We start from the raw sequence: 21,262 nt of genomic DNA, 5'->3' as shown, positions 1-21,262 counted from the left end.
ATCAATATGGACATAAAGTTATGATATTGATTTATTTAAAACACGACATTCTTTTAGCTCTATTTTAGATGTATCTTTCCATCTACCTAGTATAAGGACACCTAACTTAGCTGAAAAGTCAACGCAATGCAGCGGTTTATCTTCCAATTATTTCTATTCCCAAATTTCCGCTACCCATTCCGGGTGATCAATAAACGGGTTACGATTATGCTGATAATCGTTGTAGATAATCTCGTTTCTTCTTCTTTCCAAATCATCAACCGGGTCTTCCTCATGCCACTCCAGCAATACGGATAGCTTGCCGTGGTATGGTGCAGAACCATTATTGACCTGATTATTTAATTCTAAATCTGGTTCACCGCTATCACCTTCATAACGTACATCCATATAAAAAATCATTCGTGCTACATCACCTTTTACACTATCCCTTGGTTCCCAGGAATCGGAGTCATAATAGTTTCCAGCTGCCTCTGTATGCTCACTGCCGCCTTCATCAAAGTCAAGGTTGCTTCTGGAGCTGTTTACGGAAGCATCTGTTGGTCTTAAATGATGAAGGTCAGTGCCAGGACCCATCGATGTACCGAAATCTCCATGAGATTTTGCCCAAACATGTTCGCGATTCCAGTCATCCGCATTTCCGCCATTTTCATTTTTCCCTTGTGAACGTCCAGTATAAAGAAGGATTACATTATTCGAGTTACTTGGATCTTCATCTGTTTCACGCAGTGCTTCCCAAACATTGGAATAGGAGATTTCTGTATGATCATCAATGATGTCGTGCAGAGCAGATTTTAATTGTTCTCCTGATTTACCATTCGCAGCATCATAATAGTCGCCCGGGCTTGGAGTTTCAGGCTCTGGATCTGGGTTTGTTTCTGGTGGCTGTGTACCGTCCTCGTGCTGTTCAAAAGCAGTTCCGTTCTTTATTCCAGCATGAGAAAAGTAGTTTGTTAGTGTACCAGTTACTTTGATTTTCTCTCCTAATAAGGAAGGATTGGATTGCAGTCCAAATGAAGTTCGGAATGAAGATGGTATTTGAACATAAATCATTTCCTCTATGTTCGTTGCAGAAGGACTATCAGCTAATGCAAAAGCATAATTATTAGGGAAATTAAACTTGATGACTGAAGTTGTGGAGACTGGTTGACCAACAATGTATCCCTCAACCGTTTTAGTCGAGTTATCTTGATTGGCCATAGCCTGTGTGACTGTATATGGGGACGAGACTGATCCGTCACCTGTGTTTGCATTCACGAAAGTATTTGTTACCGGTTTGATAAAGAGTAGTACAGATGCAAGCAATAAGACAGCAGCTATCAATATTCTCTTTTGATTACGTTGCAATTGATTCTCCTCCTTTTGGTTGGTTCAACTGTATTATATAACACAGTTATAAAGTTAGCTTTACTGAAGTATAAAGTTGTTGTAACAAAAAACATGAGATAGGTCGTAGTCAAAAATATGGGTTTAGTAGTTTCATTGCTACAAACAACTGTATAAAACCTAGTAAATAACATGCTGTTCCTTGCTCTTTTTTTATCATTTAATTAATGAAATGAACCAAATACGAAGAAGTGAAATTGGCGTACAGGATTACTTCTAGTTTTTATCAAATGAAAAATGATTGATATCTGAAACTTACTATTTATTTGTTTCTCTTTATTGTTGGGCATATAGAATCACTACTAAAATCGTGCTTTATCTTACAATTCTTTATCTTTTGATTAACGTTTATTTAATAGAAACTGTCTAAAATTACAGAGGAATACGAAAATAGTTCTGTGCAAAAAGTCTTGTACAAAACGAAAGCGATTACTTCAATTTAAATTGAAAGTTAGTTTATTCTCGAAGGATGTGATGCTTATAGGAATTACAGGTTGAAATTTCATTAGCTTAGTCAATGGAAGTGAGTAGTCTTTGGAAAGCCCTAATCTATTACACTATTAGGAGGAAAAGAAGATGGGAGTAAAAAAACAATTGATAACAGGAATTTCTGCATTTGCTTTAGGTGTCGGATTAATCACTGGTGGTACTTTCGCTTATTTTAGCGATACAGATGAAACTAGCAATACTTTTGCTACAGGTACCCTGGATTTAAGCGTTAATCCAACAACCATAATTAATGTTGAAAATATTAAGCCAGGTGATTCGTTTTATCGTAATTTTGAACTCACAAATGATGGGAGTTTAGACATAGAAAAGGTTTTACTTGAAACGTCTTATTCTGTAACGGATGCAGCAAATGACAACGGAGAAGAAGATTTTGGCGAACATATAGAAGTCGAATTTTTATACAATAACAACAACTCGGATGAGATTATTTACAAGACGACTGTTTCTGAGTTAGTTGAAATGACTCCAGAGGCTATTGACCAGCATATTATGTATCCTTGGTATGGCGAAAAAGGAATGCCTGTTGGTTCCGTACATGACTTCGGTGTCAAATTTAATTTTGTTGACAATGGTGAGGACCAGAATGTTTTTCAAGGGGATTCACTCGACTTGACATGGACATTTGAATCTTTTCAAACAGCTGGTGAAGATAGATAAGCTATCAATATGTTTTCAAAAAGCTCGGTAAAAGGATGAGAAACAAAGGTTAATAATTTTGAAATGCAGCTACCGAAGAATCGAACAAGTGGGGAATCATAATTTCAATATGAAGGGTGAAAATCATGCGTTCTGTAAAAAAAATATTGGCTTTGTCGTTTGTATTTCTACTAACCTTTCAAACTATAGGAATAGTAGGATATGCTGCAAATACGGAGTCAAATAGTTCAGGAAACATAATGATAGAAAGCAAGGAAACGCCGCAATCATCAAAAGAAAATGAAGCCCAGATACTGACAGAAATTGAACAAAGTGAACGAATTGAAACAAAATCTGAATCGGAGCAGATTGGTAAAGGAGTTACATTTACTACATTTGAAATGCTTGATGCTCGAGGGTGGATTAATGGTGAAATGTTAGAGATTGATCTCAAAAATGAAGCTGTTTCTCTTGATCTTTTAACAGCAGACGGAGTAGTGGCAGCATCAGAACCAATTTCTGAAGTAACCAAACGCGAAGGAGCTATTGCGAGTGTAAATGGTGACTTTTTTGATATTAATTCTACTCAAGCTCCGTTAGGCATTGAAATTAAGGATAATGAAATAATCAAAGGTCCTAATAATGGAAGAGAAATGGCTGCAGGGGTTACAACAGAAGGGATTGGAGAGATAGCTGCTATTTTTCTCGAAGGTACTTTTACATTTAATGAGCAAGAACACGAACTAGCTTCCTACAACCAGAATACAATACCAGAGAATGGCATCGGTTTATATAATGCTTTATGGGGACAAGCATCAAGGGAAGGAGCAGTTCATGGGGATCGAAATGTTTATGAAGTGATTATTGAAGAAGGGGAAGTTGTGAAAACTGGCAGTGAAATCTCAGATGATGAAATCGCAAAAAATAGAAATATATTAATTGGTAGGGGAAATGGGACAGATACTTTAAAAGAAATGCGGGTTGGAGATTCCGTAACAGTTGAATATGCACCGAAAACAAATGGGGATGGGGAGTATGCATTTGCCATTGGCGGTAATCCAACACTTGTAAAAGAGGGTGCTGTGCAAGATGTTGATGACGAAACACTTGCGCCTAGAACGGCTGTAGGATTTTCCGAAGATGGTGGGACGATGTATCTCGTATTGGTTGATGGGCGTCAAAGTTCAAGCAGAGGGATGACTTTATATGAGATGGCTGAATTCATGAAAGAAATCGGATCGTATCAAGCATTAAATCTTGATGGTGGTGGTTCCTCAACACTTACTTCAAGGATGCCCGGAGAGAATGAAGCAGAAGTGAAAAACAATCCATCTGATGGTGTGGAACGTTCGGTGCCAAATGGTATTGGTATTTTTACTGCTAAAGAAAATGGACAATTAACAGGTTTAAATGTTGATACAGTTATGCAGCATGAAAATGCTTATCGTGTTTTCCCTGAATTAACAAGGAGCTTCACAGTGAAGGGATTTGATGATGCTTATGACGCTGTGTCTGCTGAGAATATTCAATGGGAAACTTATCCAAGTGAGTTTGGCACATTTAACGAAGAGGGAGTATTTACCGCAAGTAAGACTGGTCTTGCTGTAGCTAAAGCGAAAGAAGGTAATATTGAATCAGAAAGCAGAATTCAGGTTTTAGGTGATTTAGAGAGAATTGAAGCAACTGAATCTAGAATAAGTACTGTTCTAGAAGAACCAGATACTTTTTCGGTGATTGGTTTCGATGAAAATGGTTATGCTGCACCTATTGAACCAGAGGATATTCAATTAGATTATGATGAATCTGTGATTGAGGTTACAAACAATGAAGATGCGAGCTTCACAGTAAATCCAAAACAAGATGGCGCTTCGACAACGATTACCATAGCAGTTTTAGATAAAAAATTCTATCTGCCTGTTACCATTGGATTTCAAGAGGAAGTTGTGTCGGGTTTCGAAGATTCTTCTGATTGGAGTGTTCAAAAACACCCATCCAGTGTTGGGGCTTCTATAGAGGAAGTGGAGGGTAGAGAAGGTAATGCAATTCAATTAAACTATGATTTTAGTACGACTACTGCAACCCGCGCAGCATACTTGCAAGCAACTCCTGATCTGGAGCTTCCGGCGAACACGCAAAAAATTGGTTTATGGATTCACGGAGATGGAAACGGGGCTTGGCTTCGTGCGGTTCTCAGAGATACCAGCAATACTCAATATGTAATAAACCTAGCTGATGAAGTAGATTGGACAGGATGGAAATATGTTGAAGCTTCGTTACCAGAGGGCGTGCAACATCCAGTCAAATTGTGGAGAATATACCCTGTCGAAACGGTTCAAAGTCAGCAATATGCAGGTAGTTTGATCTTTGATGAGTTGACTGTACAGGTACCACCAGAAGTAGACATACTCGAACAAGAAAAAATAACAACAGACCCACTTGTGATTCAAAATGATGAATTTGGTGAAGATCGCTGGAAGTTTGCTGTTATTTCGGACACGCAATTCGTTGCAGCAAATCCAAACAGTGATGTATTGCAAAGAACTCGTGAAACGTTACAGCAAATAGTAGCAGCGGACCCTGAATTTTTAGTAATCAACGGTGATTTTGTAGATACAGGATACCCTGAGGATTTTCAATTGGCGAAACAAGTTTTAGAAGAAGAAGTTGGTGATCGTTTTCCGATCTATTACGTTCCAGGAAACCATGAAATGATGGGTACGGGGAATTTAACCAATTTTGAAGAAGTATTTGGAGAAACGCGTCAATCATTCGTTCATAATGGAGTGCAATTTGTGATGTTGAATTCCTCGGCAGGGAGCTATAGAGCTTCTGACTTTCAACAATTAGTTGAATTACAGGCCACGTTAAATAAGGCTGCACGTAATCCAGAAGTTCGTAACACAGTAGTTTTTTCCCACCATCCAACTAATGATCCGATGCCAACAGATGCTAGTCAATTAAGTGACAGAAAAGAAGTTGCGCTTGTAGAAAAATGGCTATCTGAATTCAGAATGACATCTGGAGGAAAAGGAGCAATTTTTATTTCTTCACATGCCTCAACTTTTAATGTGAATCGGGTCAATGGCGTACCATATTTTGTGACTGGAACAGCGGGGAAAGACCCTTATGGTACTCCTGATAATGGAGGAATCCTTGGTTGGACTATGTTTGGTGTCGAAAATGAATCCTCATTATTAAGGGGTATTCAAAGTCCTGAAGAGACAGATTGGATTAGAACAGAAGTAAATCCATTACTTGAAGAAATAACGGTTGATGCACCTGAAGAATTAGCCGTAGGTGAAACGATTGAAGTAAAAGCTACCGGACATCAACCTGGAGGAATTAACTTCCCGCTTCGATACCCAGCAAGTGTAAACTGGTCAGGAAGTGACAATGTTTTTGTAGGTAACAGTGAAGAATCTAAAGAAGCGATTCGATCTGGAGAATATACTTCCGTATTTGATTATACAACAGGTAATCTTCGTGCATTACAACAAGGTGAGGTTACATTAAAAGTTCAATCCAATCAGATGGAATCTGAAATTAAAATTCAGATTAACGAGTAAGAACATAAATGGTCAATTGCATTAGGGAAAGCTGCTTTCTAACGCGTCCGTAAGCTAGACTCCCACCTATAAACTTGAAAAGAGGTGGGAGTCTCACGGACTACCATTTTAAGGAGGGGCTGAAGTGAGTATAAAAGGCAAGCTTATCATGAGCAGCTTCTTAGCTATACTTGGTATAAGTTTAATAGCCGGAGGCACGAGTGCTTATTTTACTTCTATTGTATCCACTAATAATACGATTACAAATGGTTCATTGGTTCTTGGGTTAAATAAACAAGAGATTTTTCATATTGAGAATCTAGTTCCAGGAGATATACAGGAAACTCAATTTAAACTTACCAATGAAGGAAGTGTGGACATGGGAGATATTACGTTACATACTTCTTATGAAATCATGGATAATGGTGAACCAAATAATAGTGATGACCTCGGAAACCACCTCATTGTTGAGCTGTTATCCAATCAGGGCAGAGAAGAGACACAAATCTTTGAAAAAACACTCGCGGAATTAATCCTTAGCCCCCAGCAAATCACAAAGGAATTTTCGGCTGGAAGCACGGCAAAAGAATTCACAATCCGAATTACCTTTGTGGATAATGGAGAAAATCAAAATCATTTTCAGACAGACCAATTAAAATTCAATTGGGAATTTGAGGCAGTCCAGCTAAGTGGTAATACAGATGCTGAATAAAGCATTGATGGAATAAGGGAATTATTTTTTAATCCAGCTTTTCCCCGTCAAGTATATTTTGTTGCCATGTAAGGCGACATGAGGAAGAGGGGATTAATATGGGATGGCTTTTTAAATATCGTGGCAAATCAAGGAACAAAGCTTCGCTAATTGTTTTAAAGGCTTTTATAAGCTTGTATGTCTTTTTCTTGTCTACAAGCTATCTAACTAGCAATACCAATTCATTCTTTCATTACTACCATAGCGTAGATGGAGAGGTAACCATAGGTGCTTGGGATAGTAGAAAAACTAATGAACATAGTGTAAAAGAAAAAATGAGCGGCATTGTGAAGACGAACTGTTCGGAGGAATCTTCTGAGGAACTACCGGTAAATGGAAATACAGAAGAGAGAAAATTATTGCAAGAAGGTGAAAAATGCTGATGCTATTAAAATGGACCAACAGGATAGTGACAGGTGTTTTATTTATTTTATTAATAGGTGTAACCATATTGGTTATTCCTGCTAAAATAACTGGAGAGCAGCCGGAAATATTCGGCTATCAATTGAAATCTGTTTTGTCGGGATCTATGGAGCCTAGTATTCAAACGGGATCCCTCATCGCAATAAAGTCAGTCAAGGGAGAAAAGATACCTCATATACAGGAAGGTGATGTAATTACATTTATTGGAGAAGAAAATAATTTAATTACCCACCGTATTTCTGATATTGCATTAACAGACAGCAGTACGGTTTATACTACAAAAGGGGATAATAATAATGCGACAGATTCGGCACCGGTATTAGCTGAGAATGTTGTTGGGCTGTATTCTGGATTAACGATTCCGTATGCCGGCTATGTCATTAATTTTGTCCAATCCCCCAACGGATATATATTATTTATGGTCATACCTGGCTTATTTATGGTTGGATACGCTGTGTTCACTATTTGGAGAACTCTAAGGGAACTGGATGATAGAACAAAACATTTTGTGGATAATGCGGAATGAACGTGTTAGTCATGTTTTAAACGGCAATTAAATTTCTATATAACTGAGCAATCCGATTCAAAGTACTCGCTGGCGAAGCCCCTACCTTTTCGAGCGTCTGCAAAGAATCGGATTGTTCTTTCGAAGTCTGCGATTAGTCTCGTTTGGCTAGAATATCTTGGATAATCTCCGTGTGCACCCCCGCCCATGCCTTTTCTTTAAAATGCAGAATCAGGCTAATCGTGAGTAATATTAAGTAAATAATGGAGAAGATCATCCAATTTGAACTTCCATCGTGAAAGAGAAAGTTTTCCAATGGATTCGCAAAGAGAAAGAGTAGCCATGGTATAGCTGTAGCAAAAATTGGAATGATTCCAATCCCACTCTTTTCCTTTACGATTTGGTAATAAATTAATTTTAGGGTTTCACTGTCGAGCAACTGATAAAATTCTTTTATGGATGCCGGTTCCTTCAAATATCGGCTCTCTTTTATGTCTTCAATTGGCATCTCTTTTAGTCGAAGATAGAGTTTATGTGCATCCCCTCGCATAGAAAATTTCAGGGAAACTCCTCCTCTCATATGGTTTTACACTATTACCCTTTGTAAAATAGCTAAAATAATACATTGAATTCGTTTGGCCCTTTTATGCACTATTTAACACAACTGCCAATCGTGGCTAACTATTCCAGTTGTTAGAAGATAGTATTGGTAATCATGCTGGAAGTATTGAGAAATCTTCAATTAATTGATCACTTAGCAGTACCAGTATTATTAGTTATTTCCGATTAGAAAGTACATATTATTAATATGTTGGTCTCAAGTTCCTATTTTTAGTAGTGAATATTTTTTGTAATATTCAAACACACTAATAATTTTAACCATTCCCGACCATAATCCCTGTGGGTGAACCTGAGTCCTGAAAATGGCTGATAATCACGATTTAAGAGCTTTGCTATAAAATTTGTTCTATTTTATTATTACTTAATGTTGGTCGAAAAAGTTTGTCTTATTTAAATTTACTGAATAGAGAAGGGGTTCTGCTATAATAATGAAACAGATAGTAAAGAAAGGCATTGCTTTCATAAGCATAAGTATATTAATGATATTAGCAGCATGTCAGGGAGAGGCTGGCGATAATAACTCAGAAGAAGATAATGCAGCAGCTGACATTTCAGAAATTGTCGGGATTGAACCAGGATCCGGCACAATGACCATCGCAGAGGAAACAGTTGAAGCATACGACTTGGATCTGGATTTGTTACCAAGTACTGAACCTGCGATGATTACCGAATTGCAAACTGCGCTTGAAAATGAAGAACCGATTGTTGTCACACTATGGCAGCCACATTGGATGTTCAGCGAATATGATTTGAAATTCTTGAAGGATCCACAAGGAACACTGGGTGAATCAGAAAATATTCATACGATGGTAAGACAAGGTCTTGAGGAAGAGCATCCATCAGCATACAAGCTTTTGGACAACTTTTATTGGGAAGTGCCCGATATGAATGAAGTGATGGCAAAGTTTGGGCAAAATGAGGACGTTGAACCACGAGAAGCAGCCGAGGAATGGATTGCAGATAACCGTGACAAAGTTGATGCTTGGACAGAAGGCATTGACACAGTTGAAAATGAGACAATCGAGTTGGCCTATGTTAACTGGGATACGGAACTTTCATCAACAAATGTGGTTGCACTTGTGCTTGAAGAATTGGGCTATACGGTGGAATTAACCCCGCTTGACATGGGAATCGCATTTGAAAGTCTTTCAGTAGGGGAAGTAGATGGGATGTTAATCGCTTGGCTTCCAGTAGGTGCAGCATCTTATGCGGAGCAATATAAAGATGAAATTGTTGATTTAGGACCGAGCTTAGAAGGTGCCCAGCAAGGGTTTGTGGTTCCTGAATATATGGATATTGACAGTATTGAAGACTTGCCAACAAAATAAAGCATGAAGGCTAGGTAGTGATACCTGGCCTTTTTTGTTGTCAGGAAAGTAATGTGGATTATTAAATTGCTAACAGGCACAGCTCAGAGTGAGCAGGAAACCCCTCACTGTATGAATCACCCCGATGACGAGAACATTATATTGTAGGAGCCGAGTCCTTACTGAGAGCGGTTTTTTAAGTATCAAGTAACATCATTTAAAATATAAACCTGCCCGGATTCATTGCAATATCAATAATAAAGACTACATGTCTTCATTATCTTTATCATTATTTTTACTATCATTGAGAACTAAAGCAATATTATTATTGTTTATTAATGGATCCAAATCTGGCTCTTTTTGCTCTTCTCCATAAAATGCTTTATTCAGCTCAATATTTGCTTCTTCTGTTTTAGTTGGTTTTTTCTTCATAAATGGAGGCCTCCTTGTATGAATATTATTTCCAGGGAGATTGAAGTTATGTATAGCTATCTTCATTAATAGAAAATTGCATGGAGTCTCGATATTCCATGAACCTATTACTGCTATAGTTTATACAAGTGAATCGATTTCATAATTGTTTTTTGAAAGTAAGCAATATATTTTTAATCTTAGTAAACTTGCATAAAAGTTAGATTTTATTATTGACAATCCATATAATTTGTCTTACAATATGAATTATAAAAATTGGGTGAAAATTACATATTATTAAACGGAAGGTGTGTGAGATGATGGCAGTGAAATATCAAGATGTTTTTTCTGGTTTTTTTCTCCTGATTGTAAGCGTTACCATGTTTTTGGCGACGTTCAGTTTTGAAGCGCTTACTGAAAGCCAAGTAGGTCCAGACTTTATGCCGAAGATTATTGCATCTATGATGATGATTTTGAGTATTATCATCATCGTAAATGGTTTAAAAAGGGGAAAAATCGAAAAAGAAAGTACAGGTGCATACCAGACAGACGAAGAAGAGGGTAAGAAATCGGCGTCCCAAGACGAGAAAAAGAACCTTCTTCCAGTAATGATTACATTGGGTTTAATGATTGGTTACTTTGTATTAATACCAATCTTAGGTTTCTTGATAATGACAGCGCTTTACTTATTTCTTCAAATGCTTCTTTTGTCACATAAGTCAAATCGAAAAATCTGGCTTTTTGCTATTCTATCAATCGCAACATCCACCTTGATTTATTACGTTTTTCGTTCCGTATTTTATGTCATGCTTCCTACAGGAATTATTGGCTAAGGAGGTTATCATGTGTTAGATATGCTTTTAGCAGGGTTTGAATCCGTATTAACGATTTACATTATTTTACTTATTATAGTAGGGGTATTTTTAGGGCTAATATTTGGATCTATACCTGGGTTAACAGCAACAATGGCAGTTGCTATTTGTTTGCCAATCACTTATGGAATGGAACCAGTTGCAGGAATGTCCTTATTAATGGGGCTATACATTGGGGGCGTATCGGGTGGATTGATACCCGCAATCCTCTTAAAGTTGCCGGGTACACCATCGTCCATTGCGACAACTTTCGATGGATATCCAATGGCTCAGAAGGGAGAGGCAGGGAAAGCTTTTAGTTTTGCTATTGTTTCCTCGTTTCTAGGGGGATTATTGAGTATTGTTGTTCTAATCATGATAGCCCCACCACTAGGCAAAATAGCTCTTCAATTTGGTCCGTATGAATTTTTTGCCATTGTCATTTTTTCTTTAACGTTGATTGCAAGTCTTTCTGGCAATTCATTATCAAAAGGGATAATGGCGGGTTTACTCGGTATCGCTTTTGCGATGGTAGGTTCAGCACCTATTGATGCATTTCCTAGATTTACATTTGGCTTCCATAGTTTGGATGCCGGTTTTAATATATTACCAGTACTAATTGGGCTGTTCGCTTTATCTGAGATCTTTATTTCAGCGGAAAAGAAAATGAAGGGTTCAGTTAAGGCGAATTTAAAAAAGGTAAATTACAAGGTAAGTATAAAAGAATACTTGGGACAAGGATGGAACTTTCTAAGGTCAAGTGTCATTGGCATTGCGATTGGAATCCTCCCGGGGATTGGCGGTGGAACTTCTAATATCATTTCATATGTTGCCGCAAAAAATTCATCCAAAAAGCCTGAGAAATTTGGCACTGGGATTCCTGACGGGGTCGTTGCTTCCGAATCTTCGAATAATGCTGCTGTAGGGGGAGCGCTTGTGCCACTCGTTTCTCTTGGAATACCAGGTGATACTGTAACTGCAATGCTTTTGGGCGGACTCGTATTACATGGTTTACAGCCAGGTCCTTTGTTAATACAAAATAGTGGGGATATAGTCTATGGTATATTTGCTGCTTTACTGATTGCGAATGTTTTTATGGCTCTATTCTTGTTCTTAGGTATGAAGGGATTTGTACGGCTATTAAGTATTCCAGGCTATATACTATTGCCGATTATCCTCGTTCTTTGTGTAGTTGGTGCTTACGGAGTTAATAATCGATTGTTTGATGTAGGAGCGTTGATTTTCTTTGGTGTAATAGGTTATTTGATGATTAAATTTGGGTTTCCATTGACTCCTTTAGTTTTAGGGTTCATTCTTGGTCCGCTTTTAGAAACAAATTTACGAAGGGGATTGATGCTATCGCAAGGTGACTTTATGCCATTTCTAACTTCGCCAATTGCAGCAACCTTTCTATCAATCACGATAGTTTCATTGATTTTTGCGATATATAAAAACAAGAAAAATAAAAAGCAAGAGTCCACCGATAACTTAGAAAAAACCGGTACTTAAATCCACTTTTTATGGGTAAATCCCATTGAAATAAAAAATAAGGGGAGAAAATTTATGAGAAACTTTTTAAGAAAAACGCTTTTGGGTTCTGTTTTTATTGCATTACTAGTGCTTCTAGGAGCTTGTGCTGAAAACGCAGCTAATGGATCTTCAGATGCTAAAGATGATCCGGCAAGTGACTATCCTTCAGGTCCAATTACGGTTGTTGTACCAGCAGGGGCAGGTGGAGATACAGACTTGAATACAAGAATTATGGCCAAATATTTAGAAAAGGAACTTGACACTAACATTGTTATATCAAACGTAACTGGTGCGGGAGGAGCAACGGGTACGCAAAATGTTTTGGATGCTAAAGCAGATGGACATACAGTACTAGCCTTTCATAACTCTATGCTTCTGAATAATATCTTTGGGCTTACAGACTACACCTATACCGATTTTAAAATGGCGGGTGTTGGGGTATTAGACCAATCTAATACGTTTGTTACTTCAGCAGATTCGAAGTTTAATGATCTACCTTCATTGATAGAATATGCAAAGGAAAACCCTGGAGAGGTAACGATGGCAACTGAAATAGGTTCCATGACTTATATTCAAACACTACAATTTCAGGAACTTACCGGTGTAGAATTTAACATCGTTGATATTGGGGGAGCATCCGATAAGATCTCTGCACTTCTTGGAGGACGTGTGGATATTGTTCCAACATCACTCGGATTAATTAGCGGCTATATTGAGTCTGGTGATATGATTCCTCTTGGAATAATGGGTGAGGAAAGACTTGAAGGAGCTCCAGACGTTCCGACGTTTAAAGAGCAGGGAGTAGATATTGTTATCGATAAAGCATTTTATTGGGGTTTCCATAAAGATACTCCAGAAGAAATAGTAACTAAATTTTCGAATGCAATGGACCGGGTAGTTGCGAATGAAGATTACCAAGAGGAGATTGAAAATTCTTGGCTTAGTCCAACCTTTTTAAACTCCGAAGAGACGAATAAAAAGCTAGAAGAAATCAATGCAAGTTATCAAGAAGCTTATAAGAAATCAGAGGAAGATAACTAATATCCAAAAATAGAGTGGGGAAATATCAAGATGCTGATAAATTAGGAATTTATTCCAATATATTCAAGAATATTATGATCTGTCAAAATATTATTTTTACTCTAACGAGGAATCAATATAAAACCGAGTGAATCTATCTAACTAATAAATAGGGGTGACGCAAAATGTTGAAGGTTTCAGTAACTGTGAATACCACAGATTTATCTGAGTTGGACTTAAAGCAAATGTCCCAGCTGGGTGTAGACTGCATCGATTTTGGTGCAGGTAACTCATTTGCAGGAGTAAAAGAGCAAGGCTATCCTGACTTGGATAAATTACTAGAACTACAAAGGAAAATACGGTCATATGGCATGGATATTAATAGGGTTACACTACCAAACTTAAGTGATAACTTTATGCGAAATCGTCCAGGTAGTGAACGCGAACTCGAAAACTCCATTAATGCAGTTAAGACTTTTGGGGAAGCCAATATTGATATTGTTAGACAGCGGTTTGAAGGCGATGTGTTTTACGGTTTATCTAAAAGCTATCAAGCAATACAGCGAGGTGGGGCCATTTCACGTGGGGAAAGTCTTGGGATCATGAAAGAAAAGGCGGAAACACCTACATTCGAAGAATTAGAGAAATGGTGGGCTGCTTTTCAAGGTGCATATGGAAAGCTTGTCCCGGCAGCCCAAAATAGTAATGTCAACATTGCAATGCATCCTTCTGATACGCCACATCCAGATTCACCATTTGGAGGATTGGGACTGCACCGTATTATCGATGATTTTCCTAATAAGAATGTTGGGTTAGTATATTGTATTGGAACACGTGCAGAAGCAGGGGGATCCTCTCTCGTTCTTGATGAAATCAACCATTTTGGACGCAAAGGTAGAATATTCTTGGTTCATTTCCGAAATGTAAGGGGGAGTTTACCTACTGCTGGAGCTTTTGAGGAGGCGCTACTAGATGATGGGGATATGAACATGTTTAAATTGTTGCTAGAACTGAGGAAGGTTGGTTACAACGGCTGCATAAATCCAGATCACGTACCAACAATGGCAGGGGACACACCCGATCTGGATGATAGATGGGGACACTCCAATATTGGCTGGAAAGCTTCGAGTTTAGGATTTTCCTATTCTATAGGCTATATAAAAGCACTATTAGCAGCGTTGACTGAATTCGAGGGGAAATAAAGTAGTTTTGATAATGTAATTTATATTTTAGGAGGAGGGAATGAAGTAAATGGGCAATAAATTAGATACTGATACTCCTATATATATTAAAGTGAGTACCAAAGATAATACAGCAATTATCGTAAATTCGGGGGGACTAACGAAAGGCGCCAAATTTTCATGTGGTTTGGCACTTAACGAAAGAATCCCCGAGGGGCATAAAGTAGCATTATGTAATATAGCGGCAGAAGAAGAAATTATCCGTTACGGTGAAGTGATAGGATATGCAAAAGATCATATAAAAAAAGGGAGCTGGATAAGGGAATCTTTAGTCGATATGCCTTCTCCCCCAGGATTAGACAATCTTCCTTTTTCTACTAATCTAGTAGATGTTTCTCCATTGGAAGAAGGATTCACTTTCCTTGGCTATCGCAATTCCGATGGAAGTGTAGGAACAAAAAATATTTTAGGTATAACAACTAGTGTTCAATGTGTAGTGGGTGTTTTGGAATACGCAGTAAAAAGAATTAAAGAAGATTTGTTACCTCGTTTTCCTAATGTAGATGATGTAGTTGCTTTAAATCATAACTATGGTTGCGGTGTTGCCATCAATGCTCCTGATGCCACAATACCAATTCGTACCATACAAAATTTAGCCAAACATCCAAACTTTGGTGGAGAAGTAATGATTATTGGATTGGGCTGTGAAAAACTAATACCACAGCGTCTAAATGATGGAGAAGATAATGATAATATTTTGACCTTACAGAACGAAAGTGGATTTGTAAATATGGTTCAGTCCATTATTAATATGGCAGAGGAAAGATTGGATAAATTAGACAAACGTAAGAGGGAAGTCTGTTCCGTTTCAGATTTGGTAATCGGGGTACAGTGCGGTGGTAGTGATGCATTTTCCGGGGTCACTGCAAACCCGGCGTTAGGGTTTGCGACAGATCTTCTCGTCAGAGCAGGAGCAACCGTTTTATTCTCGGAAGTAACAGAAGTAAGAGACGCGGTTCATTTGTTAACTCCTCGTGCTGCTACAAAAGAGGTGGGGGATAGCTTAATCCGCGAAATGAAGTGGTATGACAATTACTTGAACAAAGGGCAGGCGGATCGAAGTGCAAATCCATCTCCAGGAAATAAGCGGGGTGGCTTATCAAATGTCGTTGAAAAATCATTAGGTTCAATTGTTAAATCGGGAACCTTGCCAATAACGGATGTACTTGCGCCTGGAGAAAAGGTAAAGAAGAAAGGATTAACTTTCGCTGCTACTCCTGCAAGTGATTTTGTTTGCGGAACACTTCAACTCGCATCAGGTATTCATTTACAAGTATTTACTACAGGGCGGGGAACACCTTATAATCTGCCGATTGCCCCAGTGCTGAAGGTTTCAACAAGAAATACTTTGCAAGAACAATGGCATGATCTCATCGATATAAATGCAGGGAAAATAGCCAATGGGGAAGCAACGATAGAAGAAATAGGATGGGAGATTTTTAAGGATATTCTTGAGGTTGCCAGTGGAACGAAAAAGACATGGGCGGATAAATGGGGGATTCACAATGATCTTGCACTATTTAATCCATCTCCTGTTACATGATAAATATAAATAATCGGTCAATGCGATTGACATCTATTATTATTTGTCTTACAATATAATTAACATAATATTCATAATTATAATGAAGAAGGGTCGGAATTTATATGGTTACGAAGAAAAGACAAGCCCCATCGGGGATCTTAGGTTTTCCGGTTGCACCAATGAACGAACAAGGGAAATTAGACTTAAACGGATTAGAAGCCAATATTGACTTTTTGCTAAAGGAAGGACTATCTTCCATATTTGTAGCATGTGGGGCTGGGGAATTTCATGCTCTCAGTAATGAAGAATACCGGTTAATAGTAGAAGTAGCTGTTGAAAGAGTAAAGGGGAGCGTTCCACTTTATACAGGTGTAGGCGGCAATATCACATCTGCTCTAGAACAGACAAAGATTTCCGAAGAACTCGGGGTAGATGGTTACTTGATCATGCCACCATACTTAATCAATCCGTCACAGGACGGTTTATACAATTATTTGAGTGAGATTATAGGAAACACTGATCTCAATGCTATTGTATATAACCGCGATAACTGTATTTTGAATGCGGATACATTAAGGAGATTATGTGAGTTTCCGCAGTTGATAGGCTTTAAAGACGGTGTTGGTAATATGGAACAAATCGCAGAGTTTACACATTTGTTTGGTGATCGTCTTGCATGGATAAACGGAATGCCCTTAGCAGAAGTTACGATGGAGGCCTATATAAACCTTGGATTCAGATCCTATTCATCGGCAATATCCAACTATATCCCTCATATTTCAGCGATGTATTATGAAGCACTTTTAAGTGGGGATAAAGAGATGGCTCACAATTTGTATGAAGAAATTATTTTACCGATTCATCGAATTAGAAGTCAAAAGAAAGGATATGCGGTTTCACTTATTAAGGCTGGGATGAAAGCCATTGGTCTTCCGGTAAGTTTACATGTAAGAGCACCAGTCGCCAAGGTGGAGGATCAACATTATGAGCAGCTAAAAGAAATTATTAATAAAGCTTCACAAAAATACCCTGCAAAAGCAGCAACAACATTAAAATAGGAGGTTCTTATGACTACTGAAACGAAAACCAAGACATATTTAAACTATATTAATGGTGAATGGATTGCATCTGATTCAGGTAAAACAGCTGAAAGTTTAAATCCTTCCCGAAATGCCGAAGTTTTAGGTTCTTATCAACTATCATCTGCTAATGATTTAGACGAAGCAGTTGTTGCAGCTAGTCAATCCCAAAAAGGTTGGAGGAAGCTATCAGGAAGTACAAGAGGCGATTATCTGTTTAAAGTTGCTGCTGTTATGGAAGAACGCCTGGAAAGTATAGCTGAAACAATGACGAAGGAAATGGGCAAGACATTCGCTGAAGCAAAAGGTGAAACAGCACGAGGTGTTGCGATTTTACGTTATTATGCGGGGGAGGGAATGCGATCTGTAGGCGATGTTATACCGTCATCGGACAGTGAAGCACTTATGTTTACTACAAGGGCGCCACTTGGGGTAGTAGGGGTAATAACTCCCTGGAATTTCCCTGTTGCGATTCCTATATGGAAAATCTCCCCGGCACTTATTTATGGAAATACAGTAGTAATTAAACCAGCCAGTGATACAGCGGTAACTTGTGCAAAAGTTATTGAATGCTTTCATGATGCTGGGCTTCCAAAAGGTGTCATTAACATGGTGACAGGATCGGGGTCTGTCATTGGGCAAGGGTTGGCTGAACATCACAAGGTTGATGGCATTACTTTTACTGGGTCAAATAATGTTGGTAAAAAAATTGGTAGTGCGGCTTTGAATCGCGGAATTAAATACCAACTCGAAATGGGAGGGAAAAATCCTGTAATTGTTACGGATGATGCAGATCTGGATCTTGCTGTTGATGCAACTATCAGTGGAGGACTTAAATCGACTGGACAAAAATGTACGGCAACCAGTCGAGTGATCGTTCAAAGCGGGGTTTATGATGAATTCAGGGAAAAGCTTCTTAAAAAAGTTGCTGAGATAACTGTCGGAAGTGGAATGGAAGAAAGTAACTGGATGGGACCTGTTGTTAGTGAAGGTCAACTTGAGAATGTACTTTCCTATATAGAGAAGGGCAAGAAGGAAGGTGCTAAACTAATATTTGGTGGTAAGCGTGTTTCTACCCCCGATACAACAAATGGTTATTTTGTGGAACCAACTGTTTTTGAGGAGGTTTCAACGAACATGATCATTGCCAAAGAGGAGATTTTTGGACCAGTATTGGCCCTTATGAAGGTAGATACAGTCGAAGAGGCATTAGAAATGGCAAATGATTCGGAATATGGTCTAAGTGCCTCTATTTTTACAACGAAAGTTCGAAATATGTTGGAGTTCATAAATGAAATGGATGCTGGACTGGTTAGAATCAATGCAGAAAGCGCTGGGGTAGAGCTGCAAGCCCCATTTGGAGGCATGAAACAATCAAGTTCCCATTCCCGTGAACAAGGGCGGGCTGCGATAGAATTTTATACTTCAATAAAAACGGTATTTGTAAAATAATAATGGAAAGGGGAGTTATGCACGCTATGCTTACTCCCCATTTTTTAAAGTTTCAAAGCATATATAGTGGCATCCTTTTATTTACACTTACATTTGATCAAAAGGCAATACATATTTTAGAATTCGATAAACGATTAGCGTTTAAAATTTAATAATTTCTATTAAAACTAATTTTAACAATATAGGAGGAATGCTGTATGGTAAGTACAGAATATCCAAAAAGAATTAATACATTGCGAATTGAGAAAGTGATCGTTATTCCAGTAGCTGGTCATGACAGTATGCTATTGAATTTAAGTGGAGCACACGGTCCTTTTTTTACGCGCAACATTGTAATTTTAGAAGATAATCATGGGAATAAAGGAGTAGGTGAAGTTCCAGGTGGAGAATCGATCCGTCAAACGCTTGAAGAATCAATACCTTATGTAATAGGTAAACCAATTGGTGCTTATAATAATATTTTAAATACTGTTCGAACAATGTTCTCTTTTAGGGATGAGGGTGGAAGAGGTTCTCAAACATTTGACCTTAGGACAACAATACATGCAGTAACCGCTCTGGAGGCAGCCTTGCTTGATCTATTGGGTAAATTTCTTGGAGTTCCAGTTTCGGAACTGCTTGGTGATGGACAACAAAGAACACATGTGGAGATGCTAGGGTATCTTTTTTACATCGGTGATCAACGGAAAACAGATCTTCCCTACGTAAGTAATCCCAATTCAAAAGATAAATGGATGAGGATACGCCATGAAGAGGCTTTAACCCCTGATGCAATCGTTTCTCTTGCTGAAGCTGCACATGAACGATATGGCTTTAATGATTTTAAATTAAAAGGTGGGGTCTTAAAGGGAGAAGAAGAAATATTAGCTGTAAAGGCACTGGCCAAACGTTTCCCCAATGCAAGAATCACATTGGATCCGAACGGAGCTTGGTCATTGAATGAAGCAATTCATCTATGTAAAAATCAGCAAGATGTTCTTTCATATGCTGAAGATCCTTGTGGTGCCGAGGGTGGCTATTCGTCACGTGAGGTAATGTCAGAATTTCGTCGTGCGACAGGTATCCCTACCGCCACGAACATGATTGCAACGGATTGGAGAGAAATGGCACATGCCATACAGCTGAATGCGGTTGATATACCACTTGCTGATCCCCACTTTTGGACAATGCAAGGATCAGTTAGGGTGGCGCAATTGTGCAATGAATGGGGATTAACCTGGGGGTCCCATTCAAATAATCATTTTGATATATCACTCGCGATGTTTACACATGTGGCTGCTTCAGCCCCGGGGCATATTACAGCGATAGATACCCATTGGATATGGCAAGATGGACAACGATTAACAAAACAACCTTTTCAAATTATCGATGGAAAAATAGAGGTGCCACAAGTACCAGGTCTTGGTATAGAAGTAGATATGGAAAAAATCAAAGAGGCAAATCAATTATATAATGAACAAAATCTTGGGGGACGTGACGATGCTATCGCCATGCAATATTTAATTCCTGGATGGGAATTTAATAATAAAAAACCTTGCTTAGTTAGAGAATGATAATAAAATGTTAAAATAAAGAGGGTTCGTTAGTTGGAAAACATATATATAGATAGCAGTGTTTGAGGAGGAATGACTAATTTGGAAAATTATTTTGTCGATACAGTACAAAGGAGTACACTTTCACAGCAAGTGTTAGAGAAAATTGTCGCTCTTTTGGTAAGTGGGCAATTAAAATCAGGTGATAAGCTACCACCTGAAATGCAATTAATGAAGCAATTAGATGTTAGTAGACCAGTGTTGCGGGAAGCATTAAGTTCGCTTGAAACATTGGAAATAATTACTCGCAAACCCCGTGGAGGAACGTTTGTAAATGACAAGGTAGGAAGTAATCCATTTACAGCGATGATCTCACTCTCCATTAATAATTTACCTGCTCTGTTTGAAGCCCGTATGTCATTAGAATTAGGACTTGTGACGATAGCGGCTGAAAAAATTACGGATGAACAATTGGATCGTTTATATAATTCAATCAATGATATTAAAATAAACGCGCATACAAACTATGGTAAATACGATAAAGAATTTCATAGAATTATCGCGCTTAGTGCAAATAATCCAGTTTTAGAGGGTATGATCACATCACTTCTTATTACACATGAAAAAACGGATAGTTTAATTGAATATCGCGAACCCGAGATTACGATGGAACATCACCTTGCAATATATGAATCCTTAAAAAAGCGGGATCCCCATGAAGCTTTTAAACAAATGTACAAACATTTGAGTTTTGTTCGAAACAAGATATTGAATACCTAATCTGAATAATTGCTTCTTAGAAGAACTATACAGGATGTAAACAGGAACAGTTTATTATCCTGTTTTCATTTTGTATAAAAAGTTGTTTAGGTGTATGAAATTATGAAATAAGAGGAGATATGTATATTTCTTAGATTATTGTTTCCCTAAAATCAGGAAG

At 38.2% G+C, this 21,262-nt stretch carries 18 protein-coding genes; 15 read left to right on the top strand and 3 right to left on the bottom strand.

The window, feature by feature from the left end:
- Positions 1-153 precede the first annotated feature (153 nt).
- Positions 154-1,344: an endonuclease gene (locus tag D1B32_RS19615; RefSeq protein ID WP_118890214.1), complete on the bottom strand. Its 1,191-nt coding sequence runs from the start codon at positions 1,342-1,344 to the stop codon at positions 154-156.
- Positions 1,345-1,959: 615 nt separating this feature from the next.
- Between D1B32_RS19615 and D1B32_RS19610 the strand changes: the two genes are divergently transcribed.
- From D1B32_RS19610 to sipW, 5 genes are all read left to right on the top strand, one after another.
- Positions 1,960-2,550 (top strand): TasA family protein, encoded by a 591-nt coding sequence (locus D1B32_RS19610; RefSeq protein WP_118890213.1) that lies wholly within the window; start codon positions 1,960-1,962, stop codon positions 2,548-2,550.
- A 125-nt stretch (positions 2,551-2,675) separates the two neighbouring features.
- Complete coding sequence (locus D1B32_RS19605; RefSeq protein WP_118890212.1) at positions 2,676-6,095, top strand: phosphodiester glycosidase family protein; 3,420 nt, start codon at positions 2,676-2,678, stop codon at positions 6,093-6,095.
- A 124-nt stretch (positions 6,096-6,219) separates the two neighbouring features.
- Positions 6,220-6,786, top strand: coding sequence for a TasA family protein (locus tag D1B32_RS19600; protein ID WP_118890211.1), 567 nt, complete (start codon positions 6,220-6,222; stop codon positions 6,784-6,786).
- 98 nt (positions 6,787-6,884) lie between these two features.
- Positions 6,885-7,208 (top strand): hypothetical protein, encoded by a 324-nt coding sequence (locus tag D1B32_RS19595; RefSeq protein ID WP_118890210.1) that lies wholly within the window; start codon positions 6,885-6,887, stop codon positions 7,206-7,208.
- Positions 7,208-7,774, top strand: a complete 567-nt coding sequence (gene sipW / locus D1B32_RS19590) for a signal peptidase I SipW (RefSeq protein ID WP_316246667.1) — start codon at positions 7,208-7,210, stop codon at positions 7,772-7,774. The genes D1B32_RS19595 and sipW overlap by 1 nt, the downstream gene beginning before the upstream one ends.
- Positions 7,775-7,907: 133 nt before the next feature.
- Here the strand turns inward: sipW and D1B32_RS19585 are convergent, their stop codons facing one another.
- The gene (locus D1B32_RS19585) at positions 7,908-8,228 is read right to left on the bottom strand and encodes a hypothetical protein (protein ID WP_240033853.1); all 321 of its coding nucleotides are present in this window, start codon (positions 8,226-8,228) and stop codon (positions 7,908-7,910) included.
- Positions 8,229-8,802: 574 nt separating this feature from the next.
- On the opposite strand from D1B32_RS19585, the gene D1B32_RS19580 reads away from it, so the two are divergent.
- The gene (locus tag D1B32_RS19580; RefSeq protein WP_118890208.1) at positions 8,803-9,702 is read left to right on the top strand and encodes a glycine betaine ABC transporter substrate-binding protein; all 900 of its coding nucleotides are present in this window, start codon (positions 8,803-8,805) and stop codon (positions 9,700-9,702) included.
- Between the two features lie 243 nt (positions 9,703-9,945).
- On the opposite strand, the gene D1B32_RS23890 is transcribed toward D1B32_RS19580, so the two are convergent.
- Positions 9,946-10,113: a hypothetical protein gene (locus tag D1B32_RS23890; RefSeq protein ID WP_158586299.1), complete on the bottom strand. Its 168-nt coding sequence runs from the start codon at positions 10,111-10,113 to the stop codon at positions 9,946-9,948.
- A gap of 296 nt (positions 10,114-10,409) precedes the next feature.
- Between D1B32_RS23890 and D1B32_RS19575 the strand changes: the two genes are divergently transcribed.
- The 9 genes from D1B32_RS19575 (at position 10,410) to D1B32_RS19535 (ending at position 21,102) form a co-directional block, all read left to right on the top strand.
- Positions 10,410-10,925: a tripartite tricarboxylate transporter TctB family protein gene (locus tag D1B32_RS19575; protein WP_095313874.1), complete on the top strand. Its 516-nt coding sequence runs from the start codon at positions 10,410-10,412 to the stop codon at positions 10,923-10,925.
- Positions 10,926-10,946: 21 nt separating this feature from the next.
- A complete protein-coding gene (locus D1B32_RS19570) occupies positions 10,947-12,452 on the top strand; it encodes a tripartite tricarboxylate transporter permease (protein ID WP_316246668.1) in 1,506 nt (501 codons plus the stop codon).
- 54 nt (positions 12,453-12,506) lie between these two features.
- Complete coding sequence (locus tag D1B32_RS19565; protein WP_095313876.1) at positions 12,507-13,514, top strand: tripartite tricarboxylate transporter substrate binding protein; 1,008 nt, start codon at positions 12,507-12,509, stop codon at positions 13,512-13,514.
- 164 nt (positions 13,515-13,678) lie between these two features.
- Entirely contained in the window at positions 13,679-14,695 is a 1,017-nt protein-coding gene (locus tag D1B32_RS19560) for a mannonate dehydratase (RefSeq protein WP_095313878.1), read from the top strand.
- 49 nt (positions 14,696-14,744) lie between these two features.
- Positions 14,745-16,277: a galactarate dehydratase gene (garD, locus tag D1B32_RS19555; RefSeq protein ID WP_095313879.1), complete on the top strand. Its 1,533-nt coding sequence runs from the start codon at positions 14,745-14,747 to the stop codon at positions 16,275-16,277.
- 104 nt (positions 16,278-16,381) lie between these two features.
- On the top strand, positions 16,382-17,317 hold the full coding sequence (gene kdgD / locus D1B32_RS19550; RefSeq protein WP_095313880.1) for a 5-dehydro-4-deoxyglucarate dehydratase: 936 nt from the start codon (positions 16,382-16,384) through the stop codon (positions 17,315-17,317).
- A gap of 9 nt (positions 17,318-17,326) precedes the next feature.
- A complete protein-coding gene (gucD, locus tag D1B32_RS19545) occupies positions 17,327-18,790 on the top strand; it encodes an alpha-ketoglutaric semialdehyde dehydrogenase GucD (protein WP_095313881.1) in 1,464 nt (487 codons plus the stop codon).
- Positions 18,791-18,987: 197 nt separating this feature from the next.
- The gene (gene gudD, locus D1B32_RS19540; RefSeq protein ID WP_095313883.1) at positions 18,988-20,343 is read left to right on the top strand and encodes a glucarate dehydratase; all 1,356 of its coding nucleotides are present in this window, start codon (positions 18,988-18,990) and stop codon (positions 20,341-20,343) included.
- A gap of 81 nt (positions 20,344-20,424) precedes the next feature.
- The gene (locus D1B32_RS19535; RefSeq protein WP_392391126.1) at positions 20,425-21,102 is read left to right on the top strand and encodes a FadR/GntR family transcriptional regulator; all 678 of its coding nucleotides are present in this window, start codon (positions 20,425-20,427) and stop codon (positions 21,100-21,102) included.
- Positions 21,103-21,262: the final 160 nt, after the last annotated feature.

Origin of the sequence: Oceanobacillus profundus (genome assembly GCF_003515705.1) — a bacterium.
In the GTDB taxonomy this organism is placed as follows: Bacteria; Bacillota; Bacilli; order Bacillales; family Amphibacillaceae; genus Oceanobacillus; species Oceanobacillus profundus.
This window is presented reverse-complemented; position numbering and strand designations above follow the sequence as displayed.

Bases quoted from the DNA above. Each gene is read 5' to 3' on its own strand.
- D1B32_RS19610 (WP_118890213.1), top strand. From the start codon at position 1,960: ATGGGAGTAAAAAAACAATTGATAACAGGAATTTCTGCATTTGCTTTA.
- D1B32_RS19605 (WP_118890212.1), top strand. From the start codon at position 2,676: ATGCGTTCTGTAAAAAAAATATTGGCTTTGTCGTTTGTATTTCTACTA.
- D1B32_RS19595 (WP_118890210.1), top strand. From the start codon at position 6,885: ATGGGATGGCTTTTTAAATATCGTGGCAAATCAAGGAACAAAGCTTCG.
- sipW (WP_316246667.1), top strand. From the start codon at position 7,208: ATGCTATTAAAATGGACCAACAGGATAGTGACAGGTGTTTTATTTATT.
- D1B32_RS19580 (WP_118890208.1), top strand. From the start codon at position 8,803: ATGAAACAGATAGTAAAGAAAGGCATTGCTTTCATAAGCATAAGTATA.
- D1B32_RS23890 (WP_158586299.1), bottom strand. From the start codon at position 10,113: ATGAAGAAAAAACCAACTAAAACAGAAGAAGCAAATATTGAGCTGAAT.
- D1B32_RS19575 (WP_095313874.1), top strand. From the start codon at position 10,410: ATGATGGCAGTGAAATATCAAGATGTTTTTTCTGGTTTTTTTCTCCTG.
- D1B32_RS19570 (WP_316246668.1), top strand. From the start codon at position 10,947: ATGCTTTTAGCAGGGTTTGAATCCGTATTAACGATTTACATTATTTTA.
- D1B32_RS19565 (WP_095313876.1), top strand. From the start codon at position 12,507: ATGAGAAACTTTTTAAGAAAAACGCTTTTGGGTTCTGTTTTTATTGCA.
- D1B32_RS19560 (WP_095313878.1), top strand. From the start codon at position 13,679: ATGTTGAAGGTTTCAGTAACTGTGAATACCACAGATTTATCTGAGTTG.
- garD (WP_095313879.1), top strand. From the start codon at position 14,745: ATGGGCAATAAATTAGATACTGATACTCCTATATATATTAAAGTGAGT.
- kdgD (WP_095313880.1), top strand. From the start codon at position 16,382: ATGGTTACGAAGAAAAGACAAGCCCCATCGGGGATCTTAGGTTTTCCG.
- gucD (WP_095313881.1), top strand. From the start codon at position 17,327: ATGACTACTGAAACGAAAACCAAGACATATTTAAACTATATTAATGGT.
- gudD (WP_095313883.1), top strand. From the start codon at position 18,988: ATGGTAAGTACAGAATATCCAAAAAGAATTAATACATTGCGAATTGAG.